The 11,746-nt window shown below is 36.3% G+C and carries 13 protein-coding genes; 3 read left to right on the top strand and 10 right to left on the bottom strand.

Going from position 1 to position 11,746, the window contains the following annotated elements; genetic code table 11:
* Positions 1 to 169 precede the first annotated feature (169 nt).
* Complete coding sequence (locus ACZ2M0_RS02270) at positions 170 to 1,168, top strand: SLAP domain-containing protein (protein WP_490058367.1); 999 nt, start codon at positions 170 to 172, stop codon at positions 1,166 to 1,168.
* Between the two features lie 179 nt (positions 1,169 to 1,347).
* Positions 1,348 to 1,707, top strand: coding sequence for an aggregation-promoting factor C-terminal-like domain-containing protein (locus tag ACZ2M0_RS02265; RefSeq protein WP_490058466.1), 360 nt, complete (start codon positions 1,348 to 1,350; stop codon positions 1,705 to 1,707).
* A gap of 97 nt (positions 1,708 to 1,804) precedes the next feature.
* Here ACZ2M0_RS02265 and ACZ2M0_RS02260 read toward each other — a convergent pair whose 3' ends face one another.
* The 10 genes from ACZ2M0_RS02260 to ACZ2M0_RS02215 all read right to left on the bottom strand — a co-directional run bounded on the left by ACZ2M0_RS02260 (position 1,805) and on the right by ACZ2M0_RS02215 (position 10,517).
* Complete coding sequence (locus ACZ2M0_RS02260; RefSeq protein WP_490058366.1) at positions 1,805 to 2,689, bottom strand: SDR family NAD(P)-dependent oxidoreductase; 885 nt, start codon at positions 2,687 to 2,689, stop codon at positions 1,805 to 1,807.
* 141 nt (positions 2,690 to 2,830) lie between these two features.
* Positions 2,831 to 3,418, bottom strand: a complete 588-nt coding sequence (locus ACZ2M0_RS02255) for a TetR-like C-terminal domain-containing protein (RefSeq protein ID WP_198213570.1) — start codon at positions 3,416 to 3,418, stop codon at positions 2,831 to 2,833.
* Positions 3,419 to 3,461: 43 nt separating this feature from the next.
* A complete protein-coding gene (locus tag ACZ2M0_RS02250) occupies positions 3,462 to 3,992 on the bottom strand; it encodes a hypothetical protein (RefSeq protein WP_490058365.1) in 531 nt (176 codons plus the stop codon).
* Between the two features lie 181 nt (positions 3,993 to 4,173).
* Positions 4,174 to 4,437 (bottom strand): hypothetical protein, encoded by a 264-nt coding sequence (locus tag ACZ2M0_RS02245; protein WP_045927426.1) that lies wholly within the window; start codon positions 4,435 to 4,437, stop codon positions 4,174 to 4,176.
* 176 nt (positions 4,438 to 4,613) lie between these two features.
* Positions 4,614 to 5,432: an alpha/beta hydrolase gene (locus tag ACZ2M0_RS02240; protein ID WP_490058364.1), complete on the bottom strand. Its 819-nt coding sequence runs from the start codon at positions 5,430 to 5,432 to the stop codon at positions 4,614 to 4,616.
* On the bottom strand, positions 5,419 to 6,189 hold the full coding sequence (locus ACZ2M0_RS02235) for a YibE/F family protein (protein ID WP_490058363.1): 771 nt from the start codon (positions 6,187 to 6,189) through the stop codon (positions 5,419 to 5,421). The genes ACZ2M0_RS02240 and ACZ2M0_RS02235 overlap by 14 nt, the downstream gene beginning before the upstream one ends.
* Complete coding sequence (locus ACZ2M0_RS02230) at positions 6,186 to 7,310, bottom strand: YibE/F family protein (RefSeq protein WP_490058362.1); 1,125 nt, start codon at positions 7,308 to 7,310, stop codon at positions 6,186 to 6,188. The genes ACZ2M0_RS02235 and ACZ2M0_RS02230 overlap by 4 nt, the downstream gene beginning before the upstream one ends.
* 124 nt (positions 7,311 to 7,434) lie before the next feature.
* Entirely contained in the window at positions 7,435 to 8,214 is a 780-nt protein-coding gene (locus ACZ2M0_RS02225; protein WP_490058361.1) for a transcriptional regulator, read from the bottom strand.
* 26 nt (positions 8,215 to 8,240) lie between these two features.
* Positions 8,241 to 9,326, bottom strand: a complete 1,086-nt coding sequence (locus ACZ2M0_RS02220; protein WP_490058360.1) for a D-alanine--D-alanine ligase family protein — start codon at positions 9,324 to 9,326, stop codon at positions 8,241 to 8,243.
* Positions 9,327 to 9,479: 153 nt separating this feature from the next.
* Entirely contained in the window at positions 9,480 to 10,517 is a 1,038-nt protein-coding gene (locus tag ACZ2M0_RS02215; protein WP_490058359.1) for a helveticin J family class III bacteriocin, read from the bottom strand.
* Positions 10,518 to 10,650: 133 nt separating this feature from the next.
* On the opposite strand from ACZ2M0_RS02215, the gene ACZ2M0_RS02210 reads away from it, so the two are divergent.
* On the top strand, positions 10,651 to 11,649 hold the full coding sequence (locus tag ACZ2M0_RS02210) for a CAP domain-containing protein (RefSeq protein WP_490058358.1): 999 nt from the start codon (positions 10,651 to 10,653) through the stop codon (positions 11,647 to 11,649).
* Positions 11,650 to 11,746 lie beyond the last annotated feature (97 nt).

The following is an 11,746-nucleotide window of genomic DNA, read 5'->3' as shown; positions in this document are numbered from 1 at the left end:
AAATAACATTAAAATTTAATTGCAGCTAGGACTTGCTTTTCACATAATAATTACCATTACGGTACTTTCGTGTAGTAGACTGATAGAAAAAGATAGCAGTTTACTCTCAGTTCGGTTAGATGCCTTTCTGCCTGTGAAACAATTAATTTTTTGTTATAAGGAGTAAAGAATGAAAAAGAATAAATTATTCCCCAAATTAGCAATTGCTCTTTGCGGTGTGACTATAACTACAGTTAGTGTAACTGTTATCATTAATAACACTGTCCACATTATTAATGCTACAACTAACCACAAAGGCTATAATAATTGGATTCAATATGGAACGTTAAAATATGCTCTCAAGGGACCATCTGGCATAGTTTATCCTGCTGGTACACAAGTTGCACGGTACATGGGTACTCTGAAGAAACCTACTAAACTTTCCTATCCTGGGCGAGCCTTTTTATTATCATTAAGCATCACTCCTTCCCCAGTAGGTATTACACAATTTGGTGGTGGTGAAATTGCAGAAACTTATGTCAATTATGAAGATTGGCAAACATTTCCTGACCCAGATTTAGACAGCTTTGGTATTGATATTGTTGAAAGCTCATCTGATATGACTGATCTGGCTTCTGGTGATTTTCACCCTGTAGATAGCAGCAAGCCTGATGTACCTTATGCTAATACCGACAAATTACATGCTGCATATAACAATTTGGATACAACAGTTAAAAAAAATAATACAAAAAAGGATTATAAAATTCGTACTACATTAACTAACCGCTATTTTGCGGCTACAGCAATGGGAGTTACTCAAGAAAGTGTAGATAAGTTAACACAAGATATTACTAAAGCTATTGCACAATTCAAAAAAACTGGCCATTTAGTCGGTTACAATAAATATAGTATTTCTAATTCAAATACAAATACAAATAAGTCATCTAAAAATAAGAAAAAATCGAAAACTATAACTAATCTTGTAAAACACAAAGTAAAAACTCGTAAAGTAAGATTACTTAAGTCCTCTTATTGTTATGACCACAATGGTAAACGTGTATCCGATAAAAAACTCACTAAAGGTATTATCATTCAAATTAACCGCAAGATTTACCACATTAAAGGTAAAAAATACTACCGTATTATCAAGAACCTATACATTCGCGCCGTCAATGTTGTAAAAAAGTAAAATTTAAATAAAGCAGACTACTACTATAGTTAGGCTGCTTTTATTTTTCAATAGTGGAAAAATTATTAAATTTTTAAAAAATATTGTAAGAGTTGCGTGTTCTTTCTGTAACAACAATGACACATTGACTGTGTATGATTATCCATAGAATTAATATAGTTAATTGTGGGGATTGAAATATATTGAAGAACAGTAAAAGTTTAATACTTAAGTTAATTACAGCACTGGCGCTTTCATTCAGCTTTGTCACTGCGGTAGAAACAACTAACACCGGCTCATCTACACAAACAGTACAAGCCGCTCGTAAGAAGTCAAAAGCTGAACGTGCAGCTAAAAGATGGATTGCCATGCGTGAATCTGGCGGTAATTACTACGCACGCAACGGTGTTTGTTATGGTAAATACCAACTTAACATTGCTTACCTAAACGGTAATTACTCTAAAAAGAACCAAGAAAGAACCGCTGACACATATGTTTACGGTCGTTATGGTTCATGGGTTAACGCCAAGAACTTTTGGCTAACACATCACTGGTATTAGAAAATACTCTTTAATACAAATATCCCATTACAAAAAAACAGCTTAACAATTAGTTAAGCTGTTTTTTGTATGAATTTAGATGTGAAAATAAAAAGATTTAATTTTCTTCATTATGAGTCTTTGACAAGAATGGTGCCAAGGTCTTCAAATCTGGACCTTTACCGCTGGGAATATTTTCTGCACGAGAAACAATAATTGGATTAAGTCCTGTGTGAGTCAAGATATAGAATTTATTTTCTTCTAATGCCTTGAACACAATTCCAGGTATTTTATCTATTGGCATGCCCGTCACAATATCTTGTTTAGCACGTTCTTGACCTTCCTTAAATGCTTCACTTGAATAGTAAGGATCATTCTTATCAGTGTATTTAGCTGGCCTATGATTTTCCGTATGATATAAGTCTGTCTGGACAAACGCAGGACAAAAGACGTGCATGCTAATGTTGGCTTTTGCAACCTGCATATCATATTCGACTGCCTCAGTCAGTCCCACAGACGCAAACTTAGAAGCAAAGTATGATGGCATTGAAGGACTGGCAACCAGTCCAGCAATTGATGCAACGTTTATAATGTCACAATGATCTTTTTGTTTACGCATAATTGGTATTACACGCTTTAATGCCCAAACCTGACTCATTAAGTCAGCATGCAAAATCCATTCCCAATCACGGGTAGGAAGTTCACAAATACCACCAGGTACCGCAATCCCAGCTGAATTAATCAATAAATCAATTTCATGATATTCAGCTACTGTCTTTTTGACCATGGCGTCAACTTCATCTTCATCGGTTACATCAGTTGGAATACTAATAACATCCGCGCCTAAATCTTTAATATCAGTTTTTGTATTGCTCAGTGCTTCATCATCTATATCAGCAATAGCAAGTTTCATCCCTCTTTTTGCTGCTTCTAATGACAGTGCTCGTCCAAATCCGTGCGCTGCACCAGTAATTAATGCAACTTTGCCTTTAAATTCTTTCATTTGCAAGCCTTTCTATTTAATTGTTCAATACTGAACTAACTTACTTACATCATCAATATTAAGCGCTTACGGTATAAATAAAAATATATAATATTCACAGTTTGTTAGATATTTAACAATTTCGCATATCTATTAGGCAAATTAGCTTTTATGACTTTGATCAGCCATCTTTAAACAATGAACTATTACATCTTTTTGCGTTCTGCGAAACATATCTCTCATTTCCTCTGGAGTCTCTTTTTGTCCATTATTAAGCCAGTCAATAATTATTTCTGTAAATCCACCAGTAAAGAAATGGGCTATAAAGTCACGGTCTTTCTGACTTACATGTAATTTTTCTTTGCTGATTACTTCATCAATATAGCCAAGAAGTATACGATTTTGTGGTTCCCTGAAAATTGCATTAAATTGTTTAATATCCAGATTTTCATAAATTGCTCTGCCCAAGGTTGGATTAACAGCAAAATATTGAAAAATTTGATATAAATCGTCGTACCATTTTTCATAACCTTTTGACTGCTCTAATAAATTAATTATCTCATCTTGGACAGTCCACTTGATTAAATCAGGTACATCCCTAAAGTGATAATAAAAAGTAGGTCTACTTTTATTAGTTAAAGTAAGTAATTCACAAACAGTAATTTTATTTAAAGGCTCTTTTTTGAGCAACTTCTTTAATGCCCGCGCAAATTCTCTTTTTGTATTTAGTGAAATCTCTTTATTTTTCATTTTATTTGCCACACTGTAACCCAATAATAAAAATTTCCAGCTCTTATTTGTTACTTGCCACTATTTTCTTAATTTTTGCAAAGCGTTCATCCCACTCGTTAACAATTAAATCATCATATTCTTGCCTTAATAAAAAGTCGAGCAAGACTTTTTTATCAGGCCGGTCTAAAAACAGGTAGCTTTGCGGAATAACAATCTGGGGCAAAACAGTGCGCAACTGGTTAAGTGAAACCTTTTTAACAGCACAAGATTTTAAAATTGGAATAATACAACCATCATCTTTAGGCATAAAATAGTCATAAATTTCGTCATAATTGTCATTTTGAATTTCCCGGCCTATCTGAGCTAATGCCTTCGCATTGTTGCGAATCAAAGGTGCGCATTTGATAAATAACTGAATTCCGCCATTATTGCCTGTTGTATAAACAAAGGCTTGAAAACTATCTTTAAAAAATCTCTTGCGATATTCAATTATTTTTTGACCCGTTAAAATTTCTTTGACATACTCCTCATGCAAAGAAAGTAGTAAAGTAGGTAAAAACGGATCGTAAACTTCATCTTCTATCTGACACATTAATTATTTTCCTTTTCTTTGTTCTTAATTGTGCAAATACTTATGTTTATCATAAATATCTTCGATTAAACAAGCAACTGAATATTTAAAGTATCAGATTAGCAAAACTGAATTATTCTAAACACAAAAAAGCTGGACTGTACTTCAACCATTGAAGTGCAGTCCAGCTTTTCTAATCATCTTACGCTCTGTGTCTTAATAAATGAGCCTTTGCGGGTTCACCTTTTAACCAAGTAGCAAAGAATGCATAGCCGAAGACCATCAAAGCAACTACAGCTGCCAAAATAATCATATTATTATCGTTCAGCGAAATTGTCTGTTCCTCTTCTAGCAGATTCTTTGACTCATTAACTTGATTGCATAATCCAAAGAATAACATGATTAGACTGCTTAGGGTTAGTAAGCCATTAACTGCCGTTAAAATTTTTATTTTCGTTAACTTCAAAAAATCATGTCCTTTCTTTCGATTTAAATACCAGCATTATATACCCTTTAAAAATAAATGCAAGGCCTTTGCTTAAAATAATTTAAATTTTTTGTTTCTAATATGAATATTATTATAATTTTATAATCAAATCTTCTAAAACCCGAACAAAAAGGAGTACAGCATCTGTACCCCTTTTATTGCCATTCACTTGCCAGCCATTCCTGTGCCAGTTCGAACCAGTGGGCAGCGTGTGGATTCTCTTGCCATTCTCTACCCTTAACCACCATGTCCTTGCGAGCTAGGGAAAAGCCGTGACCACCACGATTGAATATATGGGCTTCACAGGGGACCTTCTTATTATGCAAGGCTTCCACGTATTCAAACGTATTGGTTACTAGCACAACTGGATCATCCCAGGCATGGAAGATAAAAGTTGCTGGAGTATTTGCAGTTACACCTAATGAACTATCCTTAATAAATTCATCTTGGGGTACTTTATCTTGTTCATCTTCTGGAATATCAAAGCCAATTTTAGTCAGATTAATTAAGGGATAACCCAAAATAGTCTTATTAGGCAGAACTTCCGCACTCTTAAAACCAAACTCTTTTTGATATTTTGCAGAGTTAGCTATACTGTTGGCAAAACTGGCAACGTGACCACCAGCAGAAAAGCCGATTGTGACTATTTTATCTGGATCAATCTGATAGTCTTGTGCATGCTCACGAAAGTATTTAACAGTGCTTAAGACATCAAGCCCGGCATCTGGATAAATGTCACCTTCGTCTTGCACGAGGTTGTATTCCATGACCACGCTGTTAAAGCCGCAATTATTGAAAGCCAAGGCAACCGGCTCTCCCTCTCTTTTAGACAAATGGTCAAAACTGCCACCTGGAACTACTATTGCCAAAGGGTGCTTTGGAGTTACCAATTCACCAATTGAACCCAATGTGTAAGTGTGCAGGTTGAACTTGCGCTGGTTAAAATTAGTTAACGTTAAATCATTTACTTTCATTTTCTTTCCCCACTTTTACCATGTTTTTTGCTAAAAATGTTGTTGCTAATGGTACTGTTAATAATACACCAATTAGAGAGTACATTATAATCAAAGCCTCATTGACAAACATTTTTTCGTTTAATACCTCACCTAACGTATAATTCAAACGAATGTACCATAAGAATAACGAAAGAAAGCTGCCGAACATCCCAAATAAAATGGTATTCATAGCTGTCCCCAGAACATCGTTGCCGATTTTAGCACCACTGGCCTTGAGCTCTTCATATGATATATCTGGATTATGCTTTTTAATTTCTAAAAGTCCTGAACTCATAGCAACAGCGGATTCGGCTACAGCACCCAGCGTTGAAAAGATAGCTACCGCAACTGCAATTAAAGGATAGCTTAACCCCGGCATTTGTGACAATCCTACCAAAATTTCACCTGCTTCGGGTCCAAGGCCTGCAGCTTGCGCCAACCATTCAAAACCCAGAATTATTATACTAGTTGCCAGACACACAATTAGTGAAGAATAAAAAGAGTTTTTAGCAACTTGATAATCATGCGTTCCTAAGAAAATAATGGTTACCAGTTTTAACGGGACAAAAATTAAAATCAGAAGTGGAATATTAATCCCCCAGGAAATCAGAATGGCCACTAAAATTAATAAGAAAGTATTGATTAAAACACTAAAGAAGCTGCGAATCCCTGTTTCACCGCCAACAACAGTCATCAAGATTGCAAGCACAATTAGTAAAGCAGTTAAGGTACTCATTTTCTAATCCCCGCTTTCCGCTTTTTTTCTTCTAAAAACAGCAGACTGCACCCCGTGGCAAAGACTACCGTCAAAACAATGCCAATTGCGGAAATGATGCTTTGTGTGACGCCTAGGGAAAGAGTGAAGCCGAAAGTGGAACGCAAGCTGTTGTTATCCCGCAAATAGATAATCGTCATAGGCAATTCTTCTGACATAAAGATTAATACCAAAACGTTAATCAGTGGTCCCATGATTTCCTGTCCCATTGTGCGCCCGCTGTGAATTAACTGCTTGGCTGTTAAATCAGCCTTAGTTTGAATCAATTCGTAAAGACTAGAAATAATATCGGTGGCCTCATCCATTACTGCTCCTAAAATACCCAGTAAAGTTTGTGCTAAAAAGATGCCACGAGGATCCTGCGTCGCATAATCTCCTGTTTCGTATTTAATTTCCGATTCTCCTGTCAGACGCATAATCAAGTAACACAGTGCAAAAGAAACGAAAGTGCCTAGAATTGTTGCCAACCATGTTGCCAGCATCTTGCGGTTAAAGCCTTGAACAACCAATAAACTAAAGAATGAAAAAACAATATCAGCTAAGCCAAAGAGTAGAACGATATAAGAGCCATTTAGTTTAATATCAAGCATAATCACAAGGTAGAAAATTACCCAGCTGAGTATCATTGACGCAATTAAACTAAACGACTTTTTACCGGCAACTGCAACCATTAACGTGGACATTACTGTCATTGCCAAAACCAAAACCCAGTCTCGTTTGGGATCCTGAATAACCGGTTCACCATGTTTGACCGTGACAAATAGCCGTTGACCTGCACGAAACTTTTGGGTAACTAACTGTGATGGATAATACATGTTAGTGGTTTCGTAGGTTTGACCTTTATACTTACCAGACAGGACTTTTAAATGAAGAACCTGCTTTCTGGTTTCATCCTTGTTGCCGTAAACATCTGTACTTTTCTCTTCCAAAGTATCCTTGATTTTACTGTCAGTGACCACAGCTACATCATTTTTAGAATAAATATCTGTCGCAAAATAGGTACAGGTGGTTAAAATCAACCCCACAACTGCTATTAATACCGCAAATAAGTAGCGCTTTTTAATTTTTTTCAACCAAATCATTCCAATCGATTTATACCTACCTACTGTAACTTAAAAACAGTTATTAGACATTAATTTTAAGCTAAATTTGTAAAATTTAAATATTATAAAAACGACTTTTAACCAAAAGTCGCTTTTTATGTGTCTACATATCTAAGAACCGCTGCCACCAGTGTGTTTTTTCCGGTTCAATCTGCATATCTGCTAACGTGCGGTGGGCATTAGCGTTTGCACTTTTTTCAGCATTTTCCTTAGCTTTGGCCAAAATTTCTTCATGCATCTGCTCACTTGATTTTTCTTCATCCTGCGCTACCTGAGCCCGTTTTTCGGCCGCGGTTAGAGGCTTTGTTTCTGGCATTTCCTGCACATCAGTTATGTCATCACCGTTATCGGTAACAATTCCTGAAATGTCTGGTAAAACACTAAAATCTTCTTCAGCATTAGCTGCTTTAGCTTGCGGTTTTTCTATCTCTTTTTGTTTTTTCAGCAATTGTTCGTTTTGCTTTTCAATCCGGTTCAACTGTTTCTGCAGGTCGCTTAGCGCAGTATTCTGCTGACCAATGGTTTGTTGCAAAGCATTCAGCAATTTCACCATCTGAGAAGTAGACATTACCTCCTGCTTTTTACCGGTATCCATATACTGCGATCTGTCTTTTTTATCAGTAACAGCAAAAACTTGTTGAGCAGCCTCTTGCAAAGTCAAGCCATTATCTTGCGCTAATTTGTGAAAGTCTTGGAGGTCTTGCACATCCTGCTTGCTATATAAACGTGCATTTTGCTTAGTCCGTGCATAGTAATCCGATTTACCGGTAACCTTTTCTACAATCAAAGAATATTTACGTAAAGTGGCAACACTAATGTGTAATTTTTTAGCCGTCGCAGAAGGCGCGGTTAATTCTTCAAAATTATGCTTATCTTCGTTCATTAGATATACTCCCCAGCACAACCAAATTAACCAATTTTGTGTAACAAATTTTTCTTATGGTCAAAACGCTCCTGCGCCTTGACAATTAAACGAGTAATTAGTTCAGAATAAGAAATTCCTGCTTCTTCAAAAAGTTTAGGATACATACTAATATTGGTAAACCCAGGCAAGGCATTAACTTCCGTTAAGATTACCTGCTGATCACTTTCACGCAAAGTGGAATCAACCCGAGCTAAGCCACTACATTCTGTGACTTGATAAACTTTTAAGGCGTTTGCTCTTACCTTATCTACAATTTCTTGAGGTAATTTGGCAGGGATTTGCAAAGTAGTGGTGGAATCATCGTCGTATTTATTTTCATAACTGTAAAAAGTACCCGCCGCATTAATAATTTGTCCTACACCGGAAACGATCGGTTTGTCATTGCCTAAAACAGCAGTTTCAACTTCTGTACCGTGAATGGTTTCTTCAATTAAGACCTTATCATCATATCTAAAAGCATCAGCCAGAGCTTGAGCAAATTCTTCTTTATTAGTCACATGATGCACCCCAACTGAAGAGCCTTGATTAGACGGTTTAACAAAAAGATCACTGCCCAGTTTAGCACTCACTTTGTCATAATCACGTTTGGCATTATTGGCATCTTCATATTCAAAACGCTTAATTGCTATCCAATCAGCTACGGGCACGCCAACGCGCTGTGCCAAAATTTTAGTAAATTCCTTATCCATGGTCACGGCAGAAGCCAGCACGTCGTCACCAACAAAAGGCTTGTTTAAGATTCTGAACAGTCCTTGCAAACAACCGTCTTCACCTAAATTGCCGTGTACAATCGGAAAGAAAACATCAATTTCCGGTAAATTCTTTAGTTGAATTAAATTTGAAATGTTGGCCACTTCATGCGGATTCTCAATAGTATATTTTGGATCCTTTAAGACTTTAAAGGAGTCCTCTTCACTGGCTAAATAACCATCATTGGTAATCCAAATTGGATGGACGTCAAACTTATTTTGATCGATCGCATTATAAATGTTGTGGCCAGACATAATTGAGACTTCGTATTCAGATGAATTACCACCAAAAATTAAACCAACTTGTGTTTTCTTAGTCATTATTTTTACCTCTTAGTCATTGTTTCTAACTTTTAATTATACGGCAAGAAAAACCCGAAGAACTGTAAATTAGACAATTTTTTAGGAATATTTTTTATTATAAGCAAAAAGTCTTGTATAAAGCAAAATCATAAAGCAAAAATTTACACTATATTAAAAATTGCTATTCGATTCCCAAGTTATTTCATACAGTTGATTGATTTTGGTTGGATGTTTGCCCAAAGCGGTGGGATCAAAGGACTGATGATAGGCTACGGTTAAGTAAAGATCATTAGCTGCAACTAGTTGAATGCCCTCAAGCTCAGTATAATAGCCCGGAATTTCCAGTTTATTTTCACTGGCTAAATTTACCAACTCCCAAAAAGCGGGATCAACTGCTCCCCAAGGGATTTTAACAATTTTTCTATTTTGACCGAGCCTGTCGTCTGCAAATTGACTGGAAACATAGATTGTGCGGTTATTATCAATGGCAAAGCCTTGCAACGAACCAATTAAGCCGACTCGTCCAGAGAATTGTGGTATTTTAAAAGCGGCTATACTTTTTATTGTTCTGATATCAACGTATTTGCTTGCAGTTGCAGCTTCATCAAGCGCCTTATTAATTTGTGCTAAATAATAGAGTGCAAAATAACCAGTATAGTTGTTATCACCATATGCAAGCAGAAAATAACGCAAATCTGGTGAAACTGCAGCTTCTACGCGGGAAAATTGATTGCCTGCACAGCCTATGCCTAAATCAGCCCCCGCATAATTTAAATTTGATAATCTTGGTTGCATTTTGGTATTAGTCGCAATCTTAAAATAATGTGGAATTTTGATGCGCGCAATTTGTTTAGACCAAGTAGACCAGGTGGGATTTAAGTCGTTTGGCTTCGTGCCAACGAACCACTGCCCTGGTCTTCCAGCTGTCTCCAGTGTTTGAGTATGACCTGCAGCAGTGCCGGTTAAATGCAAAACAAGAATTTGCTTATTAAAAGAGACACTATTACCATTTTGACCGCGATAAACAAAGTTGTCTCCTGCTACGTGTTGCAAAACATAAGTATAACCGTCAATAATGCTGGTTTTCTGGACTACCACTTGGCGCAAGTCCTGATCTATTGGTCCAGTTACCCCATCCCAATCGTCCAACTTGCTTAACAGAGCAATTTTGACGTTTTGTGCTGCCTGCATCTTTTCATTATTAGCCAAGATCTTCATTTCCTCACTAAATTTTTCCAAAAACTCAATTAATTTATTAAATATAATTATTATTTTAAAAATTAAATTCTACTCAGTTTTATTTTGCCTTATAATTTAGGCTAAAGAAAGGAGAGCATCTTAAATGATCAAAAAATTTTACACTGCCCTCTTCTGTTTGCTTTTCATTTTTCCTTTTAGCAATACGCAAGTTTTCGCTGCAGAACTTACTCCAAGTGAAATCAAGGAAGTGAGTCGTTTGCAGCAGGAATATGCACAACTTGATAACACTACTTATAACCATAATAACCTTTATTTAAACAAGCCGCGGTTTAAAACTAAATTTAAGGCGGGCACACTTGTGCCGGACTATCTTAACAGTCAATTGGCATATACAAACTATTATAGAAAGTTATTTAATTTGACTCCTGTTAAAGAAAATTTTCAAGATAATATTGCCGCGCAAAAAACTGCTGCCGTTTTAGCCGCTCTCGATGCTAACCCGATGATCAATCAACATAATTTACCTTATGAAAAAAGACCGAAAATAATTAATAAAACTACTTGGCAATTAGCCCGCAACATTTCCAGCAAGGCCAATCTTAATTTTAATACCAGTGACCAGACTGCAGGTGAAGTTATCACTGACTTAATTACTGATCGGTACAACTTGACCGGTGCTGACACCGGTCACCGTGCATGGCTCCTATCAACGCGCTTAACTACGACAGGCGCAGGTGCAGCTTATGGCAAAAATGGTTATCGCTATTCTGTGCAAAAAGTTTTTAACCCTGCTGATGTCTTTCGTACTCCCAGTCGAGAAACCGTAACTTATCCCAATAGTGGCGTCTTTCCCATTGAGCTTTTACAAGGTGATAATATCGCCTGGTCAATTTATCTCTCTAATAAAATTTATGCAGGCACACCAAAAATTACCATTACTGATAAAGATACTGGCAGAACTTATCAAGCAGAAAATGTACGTAATTATAGTCATACAGGCTATGGCAATTTTGAAACTATTATTACCTACTATCCAGGCTCAGTTCCACTAGTTATCGGTCACGAATATGAAGTAAAAATTACGGGTTTAACTAGTTACACCTTTAAGCTGTTTCAACTTCAAAACAAGTCAATAGAATAATAAAAACCTCGAAGAATTATTGGCTCTATAATTTATCCTGTTGATGACTTATCCATGTGGTAAGCTGTTAATAGGTTTTTTATTGCATAAAAAAGGA

The sequence above is a fragment of the Lactobacillus sp. VURO6/B1 (VP7) genome (genome assembly GCF_058139575.1).
The sequence above is the reverse complement of the archived record's forward strand: the minus strand, read 5'-3'. Positions and strand labels throughout refer to the sequence as shown.

Excerpts from the sequence above, each read along its gene's own strand:
- ACZ2M0_RS02235 (WP_490058363.1), bottom strand. The coding sequence starts at position 6,189 with ATGAGTACCTTAACTGCTTTACTAATTGTGCTTGCAATCTTGATGACT.
- ACZ2M0_RS02240 (WP_490058364.1), bottom strand. The coding sequence starts at position 5,432 with ATGAAAGTAAATGATTTAACGTTAACTAATTTTAACCAGCGCAAGTTC.
- ACZ2M0_RS02230 (WP_490058362.1), bottom strand. The coding sequence starts at position 7,310 with ATGATTTGGTTGAAAAAAATTAAAAAGCGCTACTTATTTGCGGTATTA.
- ACZ2M0_RS02220 (WP_490058360.1), bottom strand. The coding sequence starts at position 9,326 with ATGACTAAGAAAACACAAGTTGGTTTAATTTTTGGTGGTAATTCATCT.
- ACZ2M0_RS02255 (WP_198213570.1), bottom strand. The coding sequence starts at position 3,418 with ATGAAAAATAAAGAGATTTCACTAAATACAAAAAGAGAATTTGCGCGG.
- ACZ2M0_RS02225 (WP_490058361.1), bottom strand. The coding sequence starts at position 8,214 with ATGAACGAAGATAAGCATAATTTTGAAGAATTAACCGCGCCTTCTGCG.
- ACZ2M0_RS02250 (WP_490058365.1), bottom strand. The coding sequence starts at position 3,992 with ATGTGTCAGATAGAAGATGAAGTTTACGATCCGTTTTTACCTACTTTA.
- ACZ2M0_RS02210 (WP_490058358.1), top strand. The coding sequence starts at position 10,651 with ATGATCAAAAAATTTTACACTGCCCTCTTCTGTTTGCTTTTCATTTTT.
- ACZ2M0_RS02270 (WP_490058367.1), top strand. The coding sequence starts at position 170 with ATGAAAAAGAATAAATTATTCCCCAAATTAGCAATTGCTCTTTGCGGT.
- ACZ2M0_RS02260 (WP_490058366.1), bottom strand. The coding sequence starts at position 2,689 with ATGAAAGAATTTAAAGGCAAAGTTGCATTAATTACTGGTGCAGCGCAC.